A 19,638-nucleotide genomic window follows, 5' to 3' on the forward strand; every position below is an offset into this window, starting at 1 on the left:
AAATAGGCCAAGCTTATATTCTTTCTTGTAACTAAAACCGAAAGAAGCTCCACACTTTACCGGAAATGGTAGATGAGGGGATAAGTTTATAATGGGGCTGGATGCTATCTGCTGTAGAGGTAAAAAAGTTAACACTATGCTACATAGCAATTAGTGTTAGCAGTAGTCAAATCAAAACCTACCACTATCCTTGATGAGCAAGCAGCTTGTGATTCAGGAGACAAACAATAGTGTAAATTTCCTAGTTGGAGAGGCAAATAAAGGCGTGGGTCAGTATCAACCTGCTCAACTAAAGCAGTATAATCAAGAAGCGATCGCTCGTTACTACAGTTACCGTCCCTGGTTAGCTTGGGGCAGACTCCTGAGAATCATCCTCTCTTTTTTAGGCTTTATACTCAGTCTTAAGTGGGATGAATGGCAAAATCAAGTTGAGCAGAACAAGGGTAAACGAGCTACCCAGTTGCGAGAACTGCTCACCAACCTTGGACCCACTTTTATTAAAGTTGGTCAAGCCCTTTCCACCAGACCTGACTTAATCCGCAAAGATTTTTTAGCAGAACTGGTTAAGTTGCAAGATCAGTTACCACCTTTCGATAATGACTTGGCTTACCAAATTATTGAAAGTGAACTAGACCGACCCATTCAAGAAGTATTCAGTGAACTCTCACCCCAACCTGTAGCAGCAGCTAGTTTAGGCCAAGTCTACAGAGGCCGTTTAATTAGTGGTGAAGAAGTAGCAGTGAAGGTACAACGCCCTAACTTACGTCCAATTATTACACGGGACTTGTACCTCATGCGCTGGGCTGCTGGCTGGTTGACACCTTGGCTACCTCTTAATCTTGGTCACGACCTGACACTAATTGTAGACGAGTTCGGAACCAAGTTATTTGAAGAAGTCGATTACATCAATGAAGGTCGAAATGCAGAAAAATTTGCTAGTAATTTCCGCGATGACCCCCAAGTTAAAATTCCTTGTATTTATTGGCGTTACACTAATACTTGTGTTTTAACTCTGGAATGGATTAACGGCTTTAAACTAACAGATACCCAAAGCATTCGTGCAGTAGGTTTAGATCCAGAAACAATTATCCAAATCGGTGTTACCTCTGGATTACAGCAATTGTTAGAACATGGTTTTTTCCATGCAGATCCTCATCCAGGTAATTTGTTTGCTCTGCCCGATGGTAGGATGGCTTACGTTGACTTTGGCATGATGGATCAGTTGGAGGAAACTACCAAAGAAACACTGGTAGATGCCTTAGTACATCTTGTAAACAAAGATTACACCGACTTAGCTGAAGACTTTGTCAAACTGGGATTTCTGGCTCCAGATACAAATATTTGCCCAATTGTTCCAGCATTAGAAGCTGTGCTGGGAAATGCTATTGGCAAAAATGTCAAGGATTTTAACTTCAAAACTATTACTGATGAATTCTCGGAATTGATGTATGAATATCCTTTCCGAGTACCTGCCAAATTTGCTTTAATTATTCGTTCCTTGGTGACACAGGAAGGTATAGCTCTCAGCCTCAATCCAAATTTTAAAATTGTTGAAGTAGGTTATCCATACATAGCAAGACGGTTGCTAACTGGGGAATCTCCTGCATTGAGACGGCGGTTACTCAATGTATTGTTTAAAGATGGTAAATTTCAATGGCAGCGGTTAGAAAATTTAATTTCCATTGCTCGCACTGATGAAGAATTTGATGTCTTACCGACAGCAAAAATGGGGTTACAATTTCTACTATCTGAAGAAGGTAGATTTCTCCGTCGTCAGTTAGTTCTTGCTCTCACTGAAGATGACCGTTTACACACAGAAGAAATACAAAGGCTGTGGAATTTAGTCAAGGACGACTTACCTCCAAATCGTTTACTAGATGTGGCTATAGGTATTTTGACAGAGTTATCTAAAGAAGGCATTGCTGCTATTTTGCCAAATTCTAAAACCTTTGCTGCCTTTACTATCCACCACTCACCAAGTAAAAATTAATTTAATAACAATTAGGAGTTTTCATGTACTATTACCCTTTACAACCGCCATATTTTTTACTGTTGGTTGGATTTCTCACAGCATTAACTTCTGGTTTAGCATTATCGGGAACTTTAAAAGTAATTGTGCAGAAATGGCCAAGTGTTCCCCAAGAAAGTGTGAAATCTTCTTCTTCTTTAAAACAATTATTTATACCATTCATTGGCATCACTGGAGGCACTTGTTTATTTATGTCTTCTGGGTTAGAAATCTTTGGCTTTCCATCTCCTTTGGCTTTAGGTGTGGGTTTACCTCTGAGTTTGCTAACTTGTTTGTTGGTTTGGTTCCAATTGGGAAGTTTACTAGATTTTGCTAAAAGTCGGGGAATGCAATCTCTAGATTTAGATTCTTGGTCTTAGAGTCTTTAGAGTCTCAGCTACAAAAACAGAACCTATCTGCGCTGTTTTTAAATCCTTAGTTTTTCACTTACTTATACCAATTCTATGTAAAGCTGCGCCAAATTTATTTCCTAGAGACGTTCCATGGAATGTCTCTACAACAAAGGATAAATTGCATCTTCATAAAAAAACGGTATTATTTCATTTTCTATTTTGAAAACGATTGACCACATATGCACATAGCAAATCTATTTTAATTGCATATGTGGTTTTTTCATTGAGTAATTTTATCCTTGAAGTTACTATATTTTAGCTTCAATCTATTAAATTTTTTCTGTAAAAACTTTGAACCATTGCGCTGTAACTGGACAAAAGGACTGGGACGGTTAAAAGATTGAGGACGTTGTTCTGGTGATTTTAAATATCGATAGTGTAAAAATACATCACGGTAAGCAATATTGACATCTTCTCCAGTACATAGCTGAGTAAATGCTGAGGAAGATACACTCATATAATGAAGATATGTAATTGGTTGTCCTTGGTCATATAAGATATTATCTACAACATTAAATTGAGAAGACCAATGACAGCCTGTTGCTTCATCATGACAGGCATAGTTATAGTAAGAAATACCACTACGTAAAACCAAATAGTTGATAACTGTTTGATCAGAATCACCCCAAGCTAGTACATCAGATTCTCCCGATTCCAATTTATCTAATAATTGGTTTAAAGTAACTTGATCAAAAATACTTTTCTTAGATGCAAACCAACCAGAACAAAAAATATCATTTCTGATACTCTGTCGTTGGAAAGTTTCTTGGAGTTTTTCTTCAGACCATTCAAAAATATAGGTCAATTTTGATTTATATTGAAAGTCATTTGTAATCCAATCATACCTATCTAATTTCTCATACACATCATCTAATGGTTTCATCAACAGAGTATCTGCATCAAAGAAGATAAACTTGTCAAAAGCACCATCTAAACAACAAAGTTTGCGATGTCTTTCTATACGAAAATTATCTGACAAACCACGTTCTCTCCAGAGCTTTAAAGCTCTAGGATGTGATTTCCAGATACGAGTCCCAATTCCTTCCCAACGAGCAAGGGAAGCAGAATCATCAAATAAGGTAACATTATCTCTAGTAGCAATCTCTGCTTTTACCTGATCTAATCTATCATCATAGGGAATAACACAAACAGGAATTTCTCTGCCAGCATTAGCTTCAATACTGTTAAGTAAAGCCACTAATTGGTCATAAACCACATCATTAGCTAAGGTGTAAATACCGTTAACCATATAAATACTCCTCAATATTAAATTCGGTTAGTAATAAAAGGAAATAAGCGACGAGTGAGTTTAGGGATAAAAGCTAATTTACCCTCATGTAGATAACGATAATGTCGCCATAACTGCCAATAAGGACTACCAGGTTTCATTTTTATACCTGCCCAATGCAAATATTTTAATCGTTTCCCTTGATCATAAAGGATATAATCTTGTTCTTGAAAATTGCGAGAACCGCCCCAACTACCAGGTCCACCACCAGGAATTTTGACGAGATTACCACGTTTGGCAATTAACTTAAGAATAAGATAATTTAAAACAGGTTGGTCTGTGACTCCTTCAGAAAAATCAAAGTATTCACGATGTGTAGCACATTCTCGCAAAGTTTCATCCATTTGTTCATAGCTAATAACACCTTTTTTTGAACCCCAGAAGCCACTATTGAAAACATCTTCTAGTTGAATGTCTGTAAAAATTTGCTGCTCTTTTACAAGAGGAGAAAAAATATTTCTAAGTTTGTCATTAGCATGATGATAATCACAACAGAAGAAATCTAACTCAGCAAGTTTGTCTAAGTCGTTGGATATTTTTTCAAAGACGACAATATCCGTATCAATATAAATAAATTCATCTAGGGGTCCAAACCATGCCACCAATTTCCGCATTTTATTGGGTAAAGCTAGGAAGTCTCGATCAAAAATTTCACCTATACGTTGTGTAAATTTGTCAATTAATTCTAAGTCAGGGAAAATTTTGACATTGTGTAACGTAGCCAATGTATCAGCTACTTTATGGTATTTATCATTAAAAGGAATGAGATAAACTGTGACTTCCTGGTCATATTGACGAATACTATTGAGTAAGGCAATAGCATTTTCAATTACGTGGTCGTTAGCAACAATATAAATTCCCCGACTCATATAGCTATCCTCTAAATAATTTTAATTTTTGTAATGCTTTAGTTAGTAAACCTGGTGGTGAGGCGTTATAAGAACGAGGAGGATTTTTGAAAAATGGGCGTTTATCTGGTTCATGCAGATAGCGATAGTAAAGAAATAAGTCTCGATAAGGAAATTCAATATTTTCGCCTGCACATACGGCTTGACTAATCTTCGGTGTGATGCCAATGTAATGTAAGTAGGTTAAGCGATTACCTTTGTCATATAAAATTTTCTCTTTCTCTTCAAAGTGTTTAGAGGTGACGGTGCAACCTGTAACTTCCTGGCTAGGTAAGTGATGAGCTAAATTACAAATTTTTAGACCAGACCTCATAAACATATAGTTAATGACTGGTTGATCACCTGTAGGATACAGAATTTCTCTTTCACCTGCGCGTAAATAAGATAAGAGTTTCGCTATACTATTTTCATCAAATAGACCTTTTTTAGATGCGTAAAATCCAGAACAGAATATTTCTGTATCTAAACGTTTTTGATCAAAAACTTCAAATAACTTTGGGGAGCCAATATTATAAACTTTGTCTAGCTGTTTAAATTGAAAATCATAGACTATACAATCATATTCAGCTAATTTTTGAAATACTAAATCTAGTGAATCCATCACTAAAGTGTCAGCATCAAGATAAACAAATTCATCAAATGGTTCATCGAAAGCACAAAATCGTCGATGTCCACCATAAATTCTGTATTTGCGGGTCATACTAGCTGGACTAGCTTCTAGCATGAATTGATCCCAACGTTGAATTGATTGTTGATTATCGTAAATAAATACATTGGGACGTTTGGCTATTTCCTCAGTTATCCGCTGGATTTTTTCATCAAAGGGATAGATACAAACTGGAATTTCTGAACCCAAGAAAACATCTATACTGTTGAGCAGAGCCACAAGTTGATCGAAAACGTAATCATTGCCAAGGGTGCAAATACCTTTCATATATTTATGAGTATTGAGCAACGAAGTTTGATAACCAGTTGAGCAAATTGAGTTTGTGTAAGATAATTTGTCTAGCTTCGGCAATTGCGTCTTTAGCAGCATACCACGCATCAGGGGTGGAAGTTACTTCTTGGATATAAGCAATACCTTTTTCATCTAAACTAGGCAATCTTAAAAAACTACCTGTGGGTAATAGTTTATCTGCCGCTGTTCCACCATAGTAAATAGGTAAACACCAAGCTAGTAGACTATCCCAAAGTTTCTCACTCACATACCAATCATTACTAGTATAGTTTTCAATTGCTAGATTGTAGTAATACGGTGCCATTCCATACCATTTATTACCAAGTTCTCCCGAAGTTTTTACCCATTTTTGTAAACCACGTCCATAAAAATCAACTTGTAGCCCTTGAGATTGTAAAGATTGCAAAAAATCTAAACGTTGACGATGGTTGGCTGTGCGATTAATTCCTGAAGTAATCCAACTACAGTTTGAAACTTTTTCTGGGCATGGCATTTCATCCAAATCTTGAAATGAATTAGAATGATACCAAATTGCTGGCATATAATCGGGCGTAGGAGCAAAATCATCAGGCCCAGAAACATAGCCACAATAATTCTGAGCTTTTTGATAATTACGCTGGTTTATTTCTACAATTTCCTCTAAAGGTGGTTCTCTTAACAAATAAATAATCTGTTCTTTATTGACACCACGTAATAAATTATGAATATTTAACTCTGGTTTTTGCTGCTGTTTCCGTAAACGTTCTAATAACGATAGAGGAGGTGATGGTTTAGGAAAATCAAACTGATACATAAGCAGGAAATCTGGTTTTTCTGCCAGTGCTTGCATTTGTATATTTCCCCAAACACCAAAGGGATGGGGTGTTTGTTGCCACAGCCAATCTGCCCTTGATTCTAAGGCGCGATAGCTGCTAATCATACCTACAGTTTTCATATTAGTCACTAATCAAAATTAGTTCAGAGGATGAGTGGAGGAAGAAAAGATTCATTGACGTAGCTAAGGATTTTGGTGGCACGATTTTCCCAAGAGAACTGCTTAACAAAATTAATAATTTCTGGATAACCATCTATTTTTTTTGGATGTGTTTCTAAGACTTGTTGCAAAGCAGCAGCAAATTTAGTTGGGTTATCTGGTTCACTCCAAGCAGCAATGGCTGGAGTATTTTTAAACTCAGTTAAAGAAGGAATTTCGGTAGCAACAACTGGATTTCCAGAGGCGAGGTAATCAAATAATTTTAAAGGAGATGTGAAAGTTGCGGCTTTTCCTAAGCAATGGGGATGAGCTAAAATATCGGCTGCTTGTAGCAATGATACTAGCTCATCATGCAGTATATACCCTAAAAATGTCATATTTTCAACTTGCTTGTCTTTAGTGAGTTGCTGGTAATGCTCAACTTCTTCTGAGTTACCACCAGCACAAGCAAATTGCACATTTGGCATTTCCTTTGCTACATCAATAAGTATGTCAATACCTTTGAATTGTTTTAATGCTCCTGCATAGACTACCAATTTATCACGTCCATCTGGCAATAATTTTTCACGCCATGTTGTTAATTTTTCTGGTTGTCTTCCCATAAATAGGCTATTAAAACCATTGTGAATGGTAATCACTTTCTCTGGAGGCATACCATTTTTAATCATGCTGTCTCGAATGGTATCTATGACAGTAACAGCAATTTGAAATAGGGGATTTTTCACAATTTCTGGTTCAAATTTTTTGTCCTCATGATGGTGATGTTCATAAATTGCCGGAATGCCATTTCTAATTGCGGCTTTGATAAAATTCCAGTTACGACTGTGAACTATTTTTGTATGTGGTAATATGTGGAATGGAAAATAATATTTAGTAGTAATAGTATTAGAGTTGGTAAATTTATTATGCCAACTATCAATAGGCCAAGGCATAGGTAAATTAGCTATTTTTAATTTATCTTGTAAATTGTAGTACTTAACAAGTTCGACTGATGGTTTTCGTGGTTGAAAAGGATGAGCTAGAAGCCAGGGATTCATGGCTTCTCGTCCTTTTTGGTAATGTATTAAGACAGTGGAATAACCTAAGTTAGCAGCCCCGTTAGCAGCGTTAGTTGACTGAACTAGATGAGCTGCTGGCTTGGGCAACTGTTCATTGATAAAAAATATGTAATGTTTATTTGTAGGATTATTATTCATAATTATTTGAGATTTTACTTAATGCTGTCTTCAAATTTTTCTAAGTTACCGAGAAGATAAATGGCAGATTCATGGGCTTCTATGAGCAGTTGATGTTGTAATTGATTTTGTTCAGTGACATTATCTGCTAGTGTGCGGAGGCTTGCAAATATAGGATTTAGAGAAGAGCGAAATTCATCAAACATATAACTAAAATTTTGATAATAAGTAGTGATATTACTATGATTTTGTTCGGCAATTGAAACTAATTCTCCCTTGATTTGTCGATTAATTACATCATCGAAAACATCAACGGTATTGAGAATTCTCCATGCTGATTTGTAAGATTGTTCAAGTAATTCGTGTCGCTCTTGAGCATCATCTACTAGATCATCAAGTAATAAACTTAGCAACCCAATCATTGAGTTTAGTTGTGTGCGAATTTCGTAAGATATGCGGAGCAAGCTTTGATTTCGTTTTTCGGGAGTGTCAGACTTATTTGCAAATTGCATAGAGTACAGACGTGAATAGTAACCCCCTCTTTTGACTAGTTCTTCATGAGTTCCTACTTCCACAACACAGCCTTGATCCAAGACGGCAATTTGATCAGCTTTGCGGACTGTTGAAAGTCGATGGGCAATTATTAAGGTAGTACGATTATGACTCAGTTCATCTAGAGCAGATTGTACTAACCGTTCTGAAACAGTATCTAAGGCACTAGTAGCTTCATCTAAAATTAGAATTTCTGGATCTTGAACTAATGCGCGTGCGATCGCTAATCTTTGCCTTTGTCCACCTGATAACATCACGCCTCTATCGCCTATTAGGGTATCAAATTGCTGGGGTAATTTGCTAATAAATTCATAGGCATTAGCGCGCTTTGCTGCTGTGATAATTTCTGCTTCTGTTGCTTCTGGTTTAGCATAGGCAATGTTATTTCGCACCGAATCATTAAAGAGAAAGGTATCTTGACTGACAATTCCCATATGCTTTCGCACAGATGTTAAATCGAATTCTCGTAAATCTATGCCATCAAAAGTAATACAACCACTTGTCGGATCATAAAATCTTGGTAAAAGGTCTGCTAAGGTGGATTTACCCGCTCCAGAACCGCCTACTAATGCCAAAGTCGTACCACAAGGTAAATATAAATTTACATCTTTAAGTACCTGTTTTTCATTGCCATTATACGTAAAGTAGATAGATTTAAAATCAACTCCTTTGGTTAATGTTTTATAAGTAAGTTTACCGTTACTCATAAACGGCTTATTTTCTAGCATTAAAAAGTCACTTACCATATTTACACTGGTAGAGATGCTGGCAAAGTTGCTCCTCAGAGTATTTAATTGAGAAACCAATGGCAGCAATCGCAATAACACTAATAAATATGTCAGCAGTACGGTAGAAATTGCGTTAATTTGATTAGCAAATAAAGTCTTACTTAAAAAAACAATCATCATTAAGCAAGTCACTCCCATGAATTCACTCAAAGGAGCGATCGCTTGTGAATTAACTTGAGCGTGAAAATCTGCTTTTTCACGAGTTCTAATTAAAGTTGTAATCCGGTCATATTCTCTGGCTTCGTTACCTGTGGATTTAACTAGCCTAATTCCGCTCAGAGTTTCTAGTATGGCGACTGAGTATGCCTTGGACATCTCGCTAAGTTGTTTGCCAAACTGTTTAGAACGAGCAATAATATGTTGATTCAGCAACGTCACTACTGACATCAAAGCCGTGGCCGCAATTGTTAGTTGCCAGGAAATTGACAATAATAAACCAACGAAAACTAAAATTGTAATTGATAAGGTGATTAACCTAATAGTATTACTTATTGCAGTAGATGCCCGACCCATCTCTCCGCCTAAGCGATTAATTAAATCGCCCACCTTCATTTTAGTGTAAAAATCTATATCAACTTTTAATAATATACTGAGTCCGGCCTCTCGCATATCCGAAGTTATCATCCTGTTCAAAGAACTTGATGTTAATGAACTCGTGTAAGCAGCTAAGTTCTTTAAAGCAATTGTAACTATGATAGCCCCTGCCATGAATACAATTCGGTAATTTTCTGGTACATTATCGAACGGATTCATTATTGCTTTGAGAATACCAGGAGCGCCTTTAAAGTCTACTTCTTGTCCTACGATTTTTAAAATAACCGGCACAATTAGCGCCGTGCTAATGCCGTTAAATAAAGCTCCAGAAAATCCTAATATTATTGTTAATAAAATTAAGTTTGGATAAGGTTTGGCAAATCTTAGTAGTAGTTTTCTGGTAGACATTGGGGGTGATTATATTGAAAATACAGTTGTTTTTAACACAAACAATCTAGATATCAATTCCTGTAAATTAATCATCTCTATTTACAAGTTAGCGATGACAGATTCCAGGACAGAAGACATAGAATTAATGCTATATTTAGCTACACATCTTTCTCTTGCTTTGAGCGCACGCTGGTTAGCTGCATCCAAATCATCAAATATCAATTTAATCTTTTCTGCAATTTGTTTAGGCGATTCAGGATCAACTAAATAACCAGTTTCATCTAAAATATCGGGAATGTCTCCCACTCGTGTTGCTAATACTGGCTTGGCCATTGCCATTCCATCTGTTAACTTCAGTGGGAATTGAGCTAAAGCTGCGGTTGTATTTCGTTGTGGAACAATGACTATGTGTGCAGCTGCAACAATTTTAGGCATTTCTGTAGCTGGATATTTTGGTAGTTTGATAATCCAACGTCCCCATTTTTTTGAGAGTTGAGCATCATAGTCATCATAAGGGCTTCCACCTACAATTACTAGTTTTAAGTCTGCTTCATTAAGAAGTTCAAGTGCCATTAATACATCTTCAACACCTTTATATGGTCTAGGTGCGCCAGGAAACATTAAAATTCTATACCCCGATAGACCATAGTAGACTCTACTCGTTTCTGGATCATAGTGATTGGGATTAAACAGTTCAGTATCTTTTCCATTAGGTAAATATATGCCTCCAAATCGCTCTTGCAAAAATTTGGTATGAATTGTGATAGCATTTGCTTTACCAGTCATGCCTTCAATCATTTTTAAATAAAATGGATGATCTGGCTGTCTCAAGGCACCATCCGGTTTTATAATATCCCTATAAAGCTGCTTTGGAGAAACTTTATATTGCCATTTTTCACCACCATACCAACTTAATTCCCAGTCGTCTATATCTAAAATTATTGGTTGATGAGTTTTTATTTTTCGCAGTAATGCTAAACCAAAAGTTGTAGGTTTTGGTCTCATAGCATAAATAATATCACCATCAAGTTTTTTTAAAAGTTGAGAAGCCGATATTAAAAATTTTGGGTAGTTATAGCCGTTCAATTGACTGACTATAATCTCTGACTGAGGAATTACTGCGGCTTCTTCCCCAAATACAAACCCTATAATTTCAACTTGATGATTCAATTTTTGCAGCGCCTGAGCTAACAGAAAGGAACGAACAGAAGCACCACCCCATCTTCCCGCTCCGGCACTCGATAAATCACTCACTAAGATAGAAATTTTCAGATATTTTCTCCTTCAACTGTCAAGAAGTTTTTAGATATTTTTGGTTGTGCTAAACTTTATTTGCAAATATTTTCATTGCTTATTTTAGAGAATATTCATTATCATTAATAGTTTATTTCTTACGCCAGGGATTGGTCACTTGATTGGGTAAAAATACTTGAGCTAATCTGTCAAATAATCTAGTATAAAGGCTCCGAGTGATATTCTTGGCATATTGAGGACGATAAGGATAGGTACAGTGTAAAACTTTTATTTGTGTATCAATTTGATAAGAACCCTGCCATTTACTCATATAGTTATAGGTAGGTGGCAAGGTTTTTATTTTTGGCTTGGTTGAGGCTATCGCTGAGGCAAAAGCACCTTGATCTTTGAGTAGCAGTTTATCTTGATTGTTTTTAATTATTTCAAAATACTGTTTGAATTCATCAAAAAATAGTTTGATTTTTTCGGTTTTACGAAAGGCTATAATACCACTATTATACTGTATGCTTTCAGGTTGCAATGGTAAGCCTATAGATTGTAAAATTGATAGGACATGGGGTAATAGTTCTTGTTGATTACCTCGCAATAAATTTGTGGCTTTAGTAATATCAGGTTGTACATCTTCTGTTATTAAAAAGTCATACTCTTGCAAACTATCAAATACGTCATTGATGTCAGATAGTAGGCATATATCTGAATCTAAATAGATTGTTTGCTCAAATTCTGATGCTTCGTATAGAGCAATCTTGGCGTGTCTTGAAGATAAAACTGTGTTTTCATGGGCAGGTGCAGGTTTTAAAATTACATTTTTAAAAGCTGTTAGTAAAGGATATAAAATTATAGGAACACGGTCAATTAAAATAATAATTGGTTCTTGATGAAATTTCCTGACTGATGCTAAAAAGTGTATACAATCTTGGAAAGAGTAAAGTCCAGTTAGTATTGTAATAAATCCTCTTGGTGATTTCATAATTTTCTGGCTATCAAAAGTTAGTTCAAAAGTTCCTGCACTTCAAGGGACAAATTATTTAAACTTAAGTTAAAAAATATATGTATATCTATATCTTGATCATACTGAAAATGTTAAAAAAAATCCTTGTCTCTAATAGCTGGTCTGAATAAAACATTTTTTTACTCCTTGAATTGAAAATTTGTAATCATAGAATCATCTTCAGATTTCCAGTCAAAGATATATACTGAGAGTCTGATTAGTTCATAAACACTAAGTATTTACTGACAATAAAGGCATAAGTAATGCACGTAATTAGTATAGCAGCACTTACAGACAACTACATATTTTTGCTACATGATAGCAAACAAAATATTGCTGCGGTTGTTGATCCAGCAGAGGCGGAACCAGTATTACAGCAACTAGAGCAATTAAAAGCTGAGTTGGTAGCAATTTTTAACACACATCATCATCATGATCATGTAGGTGCTAATCAGCAGTTAATCCAAAAATTCCCTCAAGTAGTTGTTTATGGTGGAGTTGAGGATCGAGGAAGAATTCCCGGACAGCAGGTATTTTTACAACAAGGCGATCGCGTACAATTTAGCGATCGCACTGCTGAGGTATTTTTTGTTCCTGGACATACCCGCGCTCACATCGCTTACTACTTCCCCCCAGTCACAGCATTGGAAGCAGGGGAGTTGTTCTGTGGTGATACTCTGTTTGCGGGGGGTTGCGGTCGCTTATTTGAAGGCACACCAGCACAAATGGTAGACTCCTTAAGTAAACTCCGAGCTTTACCGGATAATACGCGCGTTTGGTGCGCCCACGAATACACCTTAAGTAACTTGCGATTTGCTCTTACCGTTGATCCTGATAACATCGACTTACAAAAACGTTACGATCAAGTTAAAGCTATGCGCGATCGCCACGAAGGAACAATTCCCTCACTTTTAGAAATAGAAAAGCGTACAAATCCTTTTTTGCGTTGGGATAAACCTTCGTTGCAATTAACAGCAAAACGTAATGAGCCTACTCAAGTATTTGCGCGAATTAGGGAAATGAAAGATAAATTTTAGTAGTTTAATCAGCAGGGAAGAATAATTTGTTAACAAACCATTGCTATTTCCTGCTACAATATCTTGATGCCAATAGGTTTTTAATGTTTTTGGAGTTTTAGTATTGCGATCGCCCCCTGCATTTCGCTACGATCTGTAAGCTTTGGGGTTTTGGCAAAGTCGCTTGGGGTAAAGCTACACTGATGTGAGCTATCCTACTGACACCCAAATTAATCATATTTTACAGGAAAAACGGAAGAAGATGGCGAAACGTGTGCAGTTAGTTTTAAATCAAGATATCACCAAACTGGGAAAATCCGGCGACCTAGTGGACGTAGCGCCCGGCTATGCTCGTAATTATCTGATTCCCCAAAAATTGGCAACTCATGCCACTCCTGGTATTCTCAAACAAGTAGAACGCCGTCGTGAAAAACAGCGTCAGTTACAACTAGAACTGAAAGCGCAAGCTGAAGAGCAAAAAGCAGCTATAGAAAAAGCTGGTAGCTTGAAAATTGCCAAGCAAGTTGGCGAAAACGAAGCTATCTTCGGTACAGTTACAACTCAAGATATCGCCGAAGCAATTCAAGCAGCTACTGGTCAAGAACTAGATCGGCGCGGTATTACAATCCCCGATATTAACCATTTGGGTACTTACAAAGCCGAAATTAAGTTGCATTCTGAAGTAGCAGTACAAATTGACATTGAAGTAGTTCCTAGCTAATCACTGCTTACTTTGTCACCACAGATAACTGATCTGTGGTCATCCTTTTTTTGCGGTTGAGGCGAGGAAAAATTAGTGGTAATTAAAATAGCCTCAAAAGCCCCCAACCGTAGATTTTGGATTAACAAGGTGTGTGGTTAAACCCTGCCGAAAATCTAAAATCACTTATGGCTGAAGAATTAAATTTTCAAAGTGATGCTAGTAATCGCCTACCACCCCAAAACATTGAAGCAGAAGAAGCTATTTTGGGGGGAATTCTATTAGATCCAGAAGCAATTGGTCGAGTTAGCGATCATCTCGTCCCTGAAGCCTTTTACATTAACGCCCATAGAGAAATATATCAAGCCGCCTTGCGTCTTCACGCTCAAAGTAAACCCACAGACTTACTTTCCCTTACCACTTGGCTAACTGATAACGATAAACTTACTCTCATTGGTGGTAGAAATAAATTAGCAACTTTAGTAGATCGCACAGTTTCAGCCGTTAACATAGATGCATTAGCAGGATTAGTAGTTGAAAAATACCTACGACGACAATTAATTAAAGCTGGTAATGAAATTGTCCATCTTGGTTTTGAAACAGAAACTGAGTTACCCATAGTTCTTGACCAAGCAGAACAGAAAGTTTTTGGTGTTACTCAAGAAAAACCTCAATCAGGTTTAGTTCACATTTCTGACACCCTGATTAATGCCTTCCAAGAAGTAGAAAAAAGACATGAAGGTATTTCTTTACCAGGTATTCCCTGCGGTTTCTATGATTTAGATGCCATGACCACTGGGTTTCAGCGCTCTGATTTAATTATCGTCGCTGGTAGGCCATCAATGGGAAAAACCGCATTTTGCTTGAACCTAGCTCACAATATCGCTGCTGGTTACAAATTACCAGTAGCTGTTTTTAGTTTGGAAATGTCCAAAGAACAATTAGTACAGCGACTATTAGCCAGTGAAGCGGGAATTGAAACTAGTTATTTACGCAGCGGACGTATTAGTCAAAGCCAGTGGGAACCTTTGAGTCGTGCTATTGGTATGCTGTCAGATATGCCAATTTTTATCGACGATACTGCAAATATTACAGTTACTCAAATGCGGAGTCAAGCGCGACGACTTCAAGCAGAACAAAATATGCAATTGGGATTAATTGTGATCGATTACTTGCAACTAATGGAAGGAGCAGGTGATAATCGTGTTCAGGAATTATCCAGAATTACGCGATCGCTCAAAGGTTTAGCCCGTGAATTATCTGTACCAATTATAGCCCTATCTCAGTTAAGCCGAGGCGTGGAATCTCGCACCAACAAACGCCCGATGTTATCTGATTTACGTGAATCGGGTTCGATCGAACAGGACGCGGATTTAGTAATCATGCTATACCGTGATGAGTATTATTCACCAGATACACCAGATCGGGGAATAGCTGAAGTGATAGTGGCTAAACACCGTAACGGGCCAACAGGTACGGTCAAACTTTTATTTGATCCTCAGTTTACAAAGTTTAAAAACCTAGCTCGACCAAATAATTATTAATTGGGAATTGGGAAAGAGTTTTTACCAGTTCCCAGCCCCCAGTCGTTACTTAATACCCAGTAATTCTACATCAAAAAGCAAAGTAGCATTAGGTGGAATAACTCCACCAGCGCCCCGCGCACCATAACCTAACTCTGGAGGGATGATTAGCTGACGGCGATCGCCTATTTTCATCGTACTCAGTCCTTCGTCCCAGCCTTTGATTACCTGTCCGATACCAATTTTAAACTCGAAGGGTTTTCCGCGATCGCGTGAACTATCAAACTGCTTACCATTTTCTAAAGTACCAACATAATGAACCACAACCGTTTGTCCTTTTTGAGGAGTCGCTTCCTTTTCATCCCCCTTTGCTAACTCAATATACTTCAGTCCAGAGGGGGTAGCTACGACATTCGCATCCGACATAATATGGCTCGCTATCAGATTATTGTTTTCTTCAATTACAGTAGTACGTGCTACTTTTGTCTGATTTAATTGAGATGCAGTAGCAGTATTTTTAGACTCGCCAATTTGCACCAATATTAAAGATCCAACACATATCAGCATAAACACTACGCTGAGTAAAATTCCTTTCAAAATCAACACTCCCTAAACAGGTAGTTTGGTCATTGGATTAGCAACAGCACAAAAATTAGTTTAAATCAAAACCGCAACTCTTAACGCCAAAGCCTATTTTCCAAATCTCTCACTTGACGCTCTAAACGATCTATTCTGCCTCTGAGTTCATCTACCTCTGACTGACGAGCCACCCCCAAATCTTGCATCATGTTTCGCATTTGTCTTTGCATTTGCACGTCCCAGTTACCTTGCTCTGACTTTAATTGCTCTACAATGTCATCCATCACGGATTTCGCTTGTTCAGGATTAAGCTTACCATCCTTCACCAGTTCCTCACTTACTTCCTTGAGTTTTTCTGCTACTAAAGAGGTTGTACCAATACCCAACATCATTAGTTGTTGCAGCCAGTTCTCGCTGTTCATACTCCCTTCCTGTTACTTTTTCCTAACCAGTAAACCTTTGCTCCCTACTCTACCCAACACAGTTATGCTGGAAGTGTAGTCATTTTGTCCTACATATTCATTGTGGCAAATTTGGAAGCATAAGAAATTAAAAGATGTAGTCAAGGAAATGTTAAACCCAGGTTATTCACTACTACTTACTAAAATTTTTTAATCGCTGATCCCGCTTAAATTTACCAAAACCCGTCATCTATATAGATGGCTGCTTTTCAGGACACATCTATAGGATTGGAGTAAAATAAGGGCAAGCTATCGTTTAGGCAAAATTGATCTGTCATACTCCTGAAGAATTTTGGCTTAGTTTCACAGATGCTGATACATGAACCTATTTTTCGGCGAAAAACACATACTAATAGTAGTTTTTCCCACTGATTAGGCATAAGTTATATTATGATGTATCTTCTTATGAATAAGCTTATTCCTTACGGTACAAGGCTTATGGGCTCATTTACTAATCTATGTATTAAAGACCAAAAAAAAGTTGATGGAAACCCTTGACAAGACCAAAAAGAAGTTGCTATATTGTTTGAGTGAGGGCAAGAGCCTGAGCAACTGAACCGAGAAAAGATAATACTTTGAAAGAGTAAAAACAGAATACCTCGTCTAAAAAATAAAACTGAAGAGTTCTTGAAAGAGATAGAGAGAACTTGGGAAGTTAAGAAATTGAAGAGCTAAAGAAAACGAACCAAAACGGAGAGTTTGATCCTGGCTCAGGATGAACGCTGGCGGTATGCTTAACACATGCAAGTCGAACGGAATCCTTAGGGATTTAGTGGCGGACGGGTGAGTAACGCGTGAGAATCTGGCTTCAGGTCTGGGACAACCACTGGAAACGGTGGCTAATACCGGATGTGCCGAGAGGTAAAAGGCTTGCTGCCTGAAGATGAGCTTGCGTCTGATTAGCTAGTTGGTAGTGTAATGGACTACCAAGGCGACGATCAGTAGCTGGTCTGAGAGGATGATCAGCCACACTGGGACTGAGACACGGCCCAGACTCCTACGGGAGGCAGCAGTGGGGAATTTTCCGCAATGGGCGAAAGCCTGACGGAGCAATACCGCGTGAGGGAGGAAGGCTCTTGGGTTGTAAACCTCTTTTCTCAGGGAAGAAAAAAATGACGGTACCTGAGGAATAAGCATCGGCTAACTCCGTGCCAGCAGCCGCGGTAATACGGAGGATGCAAGCGTTATCCGGAATGATTGGGCGTAAAGGGTCCGCAGGTGGCTATGTAAGTCTGCTGTTAAAGAGCGAGGCTCAACCTTGTAAGAGCAGTGGAAACTACATAGCTAGAGTGCGTTCGGGGCAGAGGGAATTCCTGGTGTAGCGGTGAAATGCGTAGATATCAGGAAGAACACCGGTGGCGAAAGCGCTCTGCTAGGCCGCAACTGACACTGAGGGACGAAAGCTAGGGGAGCGAATGGGATTAGATACCCCAGTAGTCCTAGCCGTAAACGATGGATACTAGGCGTGGCTTGTATCGACCCGAGCCGTGCCGTAGCTAACGCGTTAAGTATCCCGCCTGGGGAGTACGCACGCAAGTGTGAAACTCAAAGGAATTGACGGGGGCCCGCACAAGCGGTGGAGTATGTGGTTTAATTCGATGCAACGCGAAGAACCTTACCAAGACTTGACATGTTGCGAATCTTCTTGAAAGGGGAGAGTGCCTTAGGGAGCGCAAACACAGGTGGTGCATGGCTGTCGTCAGCTCGTGTCGTGAGATGTTGGGTTAAGTCCCGCAACGAGCGCAACCCTCGTTTCTAGTTGCCAGCAATAAGATGGGAACTCTAGAGAGACTGCCGGTGACAAACCGGAGGAAGGTGGGGATGACGTCAAGTCAGCATGCCCCTTACGTCTTGGGCTACACACGTACTACAATGCTACGGACAAAGGGCAGCAAGCGCGCGAGTGCAAGCAAATCCCATAAACCGTAGCTCAGTTCAGATCGAAGGCTGCAACTCGCCTTCGTGAAGGAGGAATCGCTAGTAATTGCAGGTCAGCATACTGCAGTGAATTCGTTCCCGGGCCTTGTACACACCGCCCGTCACACCATGGAAGTCGGTCACGCCCGAAGTCGTTACCCCAACCGAAAGGAGGGGGATGCCTAAGGTAGGACTGGTGACTGGGGTGAAGTCGTAACAAGGTAGCCGTACCGGAAGGTGTGGCTGGATCACCTCCTTTTTAGGGAGACCTAATCCATTTAGAAGTCGAACACAAACAGTAATTAGACGCTAAATTGGTCTAACCTAGGTCGGTCGCAGGTATGATTATACGCTTTCAAAGTATTATTTGGTTTGGTTTATTAAATATAAGCACGAGACTTAAAACTGGAAAAGAAGTCAGCAACTGGATAAAAATTCAGACTGCTGGATTTAACCAGCCAGAACCTTGAAAACTGCATAGTAACGAGAAAAAAAGAGCAGGCAGACGAAACTGAGTACTGAATGATGAGTACCGAGTGATGAGTGAAAGACTCAAAGCGGAGTATAGAAGAATTCAGAGCAGCAGAAAAGTTTGCAAGTGGAAACCAATGTAAAAAGTGGTCAAGCTAATAAGGGCTAATGGTGGATACCTAGGCACACAGAGGCGAAGAAGGACGTGGTTACCGACGAAATGCTCCGGGGAGTTGGAAGCAAACTATGAGCCGGAGATATCCGAATGGGGCAACCCTAAATACAGCCTGTTGAATATATAGACAGGTATGAGCTAACCCAGCGAATTGAAACATCTTAGTAGCTGGAGGAAGAGAAATCAATAGAGATTCCCTAAGTAGTGGTGAGCGAAAGGGGAAGAGCCTAAACCAAAGGGTTTACCTTTTGGGGTAGTGGGACAGCAATAACGAATCATGGAGACTAGACGAAACAGCTAAATACTGTACCAGAGGGGGTGAAAGTCCTGTAGTCGAAAGTCAAAGGATAGTAGCTGAATCCCGAGTAGCATGGGGCACGAGGAATCCCATGCGAATCAGCGAGGACCATCTCGTAAGGCTAAATACTACTGTGTGACCGATAGTGAACCAGTACCGCGAGGGAAAGGTGAAAAGAACCCCGGAAGGGGAGTGAAATAGAACATGAAACCATTAGCTTACAAGCAGTGGGAGTCCGATTAAACGGATGACCGCGTGCCTGTTGA

General features: G+C 38.8%; 15 protein-coding genes and 2 rRNA genes (1 of these 17 only partly in view). 7 read left to right on the forward strand and 10 right to left on the reverse strand.

Annotated elements, in window-relative coordinates; genetic code table 11:
• Positions 1-265: 265 nt before the first annotated feature.
• Both ANA7108_RS0124290 and ANA7108_RS0124295 read left to right on the forward strand, forming a co-directional pair.
• Positions 266-1,990 (forward strand): AarF/ABC1/UbiB kinase family protein, encoded by a 1,725-nt coding sequence (locus tag ANA7108_RS0124290; RefSeq protein ID WP_026104425.1) that lies wholly within the window; start codon positions 266-268, stop codon positions 1,988-1,990.
• A gap of 23 nt (positions 1,991-2,013) precedes the next feature.
• The gene (locus ANA7108_RS0124295) at positions 2,014-2,388 is read left to right on the forward strand and encodes a hypothetical protein (protein ID WP_016953440.1); all 375 of its coding nucleotides are present in this window, start codon (positions 2,014-2,016) and stop codon (positions 2,386-2,388) included.
• 253 nt (positions 2,389-2,641) lie between these two features.
• On the opposite strand, the gene ANA7108_RS0124300 is transcribed toward ANA7108_RS0124295, so the two are convergent.
• From ANA7108_RS0124300 to ANA7108_RS0124335, 8 genes are all read right to left on the reverse strand, one after another.
• Positions 2,642-3,670, reverse strand: coding sequence for an Npun_R2821/Npun_R2822 family protein (locus ANA7108_RS0124300; RefSeq protein ID WP_016953441.1), 1,029 nt, complete (start codon positions 3,668-3,670; stop codon positions 2,642-2,644).
• Between the two features lie 17 nt (positions 3,671-3,687).
• Complete coding sequence (locus ANA7108_RS0124305) at positions 3,688-4,578, reverse strand: Npun_R2821/Npun_R2822 family protein (protein WP_016953442.1); 891 nt, start codon at positions 4,576-4,578, stop codon at positions 3,688-3,690.
• A gap of 4 nt (positions 4,579-4,582) precedes the next feature.
• Positions 4,583-5,551 carry an Npun_R2821/Npun_R2822 family protein gene (locus tag ANA7108_RS0124310; protein ID WP_016953443.1) on the reverse strand — a complete coding sequence of 323 codons (969 nt, stop codon included), beginning with the start codon at positions 5,549-5,551 and terminating at the stop codon, positions 4,583-4,585.
• A 4-nt stretch (positions 5,552-5,555) separates the two neighbouring features.
• Entirely contained in the window at positions 5,556-6,509 is a 954-nt protein-coding gene (locus ANA7108_RS0124315; protein WP_016953444.1) for a glycosyltransferase family 10 domain-containing protein, read from the reverse strand.
• 23 nt (positions 6,510-6,532) lie between these two features.
• Positions 6,533-7,744: a glycosyltransferase family 4 protein gene (locus ANA7108_RS0124320; protein WP_016953445.1), complete on the reverse strand. Its 1,212-nt coding sequence runs from the start codon at positions 7,742-7,744 to the stop codon at positions 6,533-6,535.
• A 14-nt stretch (positions 7,745-7,758) separates the two neighbouring features.
• Positions 7,759-10,005: an ABC transporter ATP-binding protein gene (locus ANA7108_RS0124325; protein ID WP_016953446.1), complete on the reverse strand. Its 2,247-nt coding sequence runs from the start codon at positions 10,003-10,005 to the stop codon at positions 7,759-7,761.
• 81 nt (positions 10,006-10,086) lie between these two features.
• Positions 10,087-11,241 carry a glycosyltransferase gene (locus ANA7108_RS0124330; protein WP_016953447.1) on the reverse strand — a complete coding sequence of 385 codons (1,155 nt, stop codon included), beginning with the start codon at positions 11,239-11,241 and terminating at the stop codon, positions 10,087-10,089.
• Between the two features lie 130 nt (positions 11,242-11,371).
• Entirely contained in the window at positions 11,372-12,211 is an 840-nt protein-coding gene (locus tag ANA7108_RS0124335) for a glycosyltransferase (protein ID WP_016953448.1), read from the reverse strand.
• Positions 12,212-12,495: 284 nt separating this feature from the next.
• Here ANA7108_RS0124335 and gloB point away from each other — a divergent pair, with 284 nt between their 5' ends.
• The 3 genes from gloB (at position 12,496) to dnaB (ending at position 15,492) form a co-directional block, all read left to right on the forward strand.
• Positions 12,496-13,269: a hydroxyacylglutathione hydrolase gene (gloB, locus tag ANA7108_RS0124340; protein ID WP_016953449.1), complete on the forward strand. Its 774-nt coding sequence runs from the start codon at positions 12,496-12,498 to the stop codon at positions 13,267-13,269.
• Positions 13,270-13,510: 241 nt separating this feature from the next.
• On the forward strand, positions 13,511-13,969 hold the full coding sequence (gene rplI / locus ANA7108_RS0124345) for a 50S ribosomal protein L9 (protein ID WP_016953450.1): 459 nt from the start codon (positions 13,511-13,513) through the stop codon (positions 13,967-13,969).
• Between the two features lie 167 nt (positions 13,970-14,136).
• Positions 14,137-15,492: a replicative DNA helicase gene (gene dnaB, locus ANA7108_RS0124350; RefSeq protein WP_016953451.1), complete on the forward strand. Its 1,356-nt coding sequence runs from the start codon at positions 14,137-14,139 to the stop codon at positions 15,490-15,492.
• 45 nt (positions 15,493-15,537) lie between these two features.
• Here dnaB and ANA7108_RS0124355 read toward each other — a convergent pair whose 3' ends face one another.
• The gene (locus tag ANA7108_RS0124355) at positions 15,538-16,038 is read right to left on the reverse strand and encodes an FKBP-type peptidyl-prolyl cis-trans isomerase (RefSeq protein ID WP_042491314.1); all 501 of its coding nucleotides are present in this window, start codon (positions 16,036-16,038) and stop codon (positions 15,538-15,540) included.
• Positions 16,039-16,148: 110 nt separating this feature from the next.
• Positions 16,149-16,472, reverse strand: a complete 324-nt coding sequence (locus ANA7108_RS0124360) for a phasin family protein (protein ID WP_016953453.1) — start codon at positions 16,470-16,472, stop codon at positions 16,149-16,151.
• 726 nt (positions 16,473-17,198) lie between these two features.
• On the opposite strand from ANA7108_RS0124360, the gene ANA7108_RS0124365 reads away from it, so the two are divergent.
• Positions 17,199-18,687, forward strand: a 16S ribosomal RNA gene (locus ANA7108_RS0124365).
• 360 nt (positions 18,688-19,047) lie between these two features.
• Positions 19,048-19,638, forward strand: a 23S ribosomal RNA gene (locus ANA7108_RS0124375) (it continues 2,233 nt past the right edge of the window).
• The 16S and 23S rRNA genes sit together here, the layout of an rRNA operon.

It is taken from the genome of Anabaena sp. PCC 7108 (genome assembly GCF_000332135.1).
In the GTDB taxonomy this organism is placed as follows: Bacteria; Cyanobacteriota; Cyanobacteriia; order Cyanobacteriales; family Nostocaceae; genus Anabaena.

Bases quoted from the DNA above. Each gene is read 5' to 3' on its own strand.
- ANA7108_RS0124360 (WP_016953453.1), bottom strand. From the start codon at position 16,472: ATGAACAGCGAGAACTGGCTGCAACAACTAATGATGTTGGGTATTGGT.
- ANA7108_RS0124320 (WP_016953445.1), bottom strand. From the start codon at position 7,744: ATGAATAATAATCCTACAAATAAACATTACATATTTTTTATCAATGAA.
- gloB (WP_016953449.1), top strand. From the start codon at position 12,496: ATGCACGTAATTAGTATAGCAGCACTTACAGACAACTACATATTTTTG.
- ANA7108_RS0124325 (WP_016953446.1), bottom strand. From the start codon at position 10,005: ATGTCTACCAGAAAACTACTACTAAGATTTGCCAAACCTTATCCAAAC.
- ANA7108_RS0124295 (WP_016953440.1), top strand. From the start codon at position 2,014: ATGTACTATTACCCTTTACAACCGCCATATTTTTTACTGTTGGTTGGA.
- ANA7108_RS0124335 (WP_016953448.1), bottom strand. From the start codon at position 12,211: ATGAAATCACCAAGAGGATTTATTACAATACTAACTGGACTTTACTCT.
- ANA7108_RS0124300 (WP_016953441.1), bottom strand. From the start codon at position 3,670: ATGGTTAACGGTATTTACACCTTAGCTAATGATGTGGTTTATGACCAA.
- ANA7108_RS0124355 (WP_042491314.1), bottom strand. From the start codon at position 16,038: ATGCTGATATGTGTTGGATCTTTAATATTGGTGCAAATTGGCGAGTCT.
- rplI (WP_016953450.1), top strand. From the start codon at position 13,511: ATGGCGAAACGTGTGCAGTTAGTTTTAAATCAAGATATCACCAAACTG.
- ANA7108_RS0124305 (WP_016953442.1), bottom strand. From the start codon at position 4,578: ATGAGTCGGGGAATTTATATTGTTGCTAACGACCACGTAATTGAAAAT.
- ANA7108_RS0124315 (WP_016953444.1), bottom strand. From the start codon at position 6,509: ATGAAAACTGTAGGTATGATTAGCAGCTATCGCGCCTTAGAATCAAGG.
- ANA7108_RS0124310 (WP_016953443.1), bottom strand. From the start codon at position 5,551: ATGAAAGGTATTTGCACCCTTGGCAATGATTACGTTTTCGATCAACTT.
- dnaB (WP_016953451.1), top strand. From the start codon at position 14,137: ATGGCTGAAGAATTAAATTTTCAAAGTGATGCTAGTAATCGCCTACCA.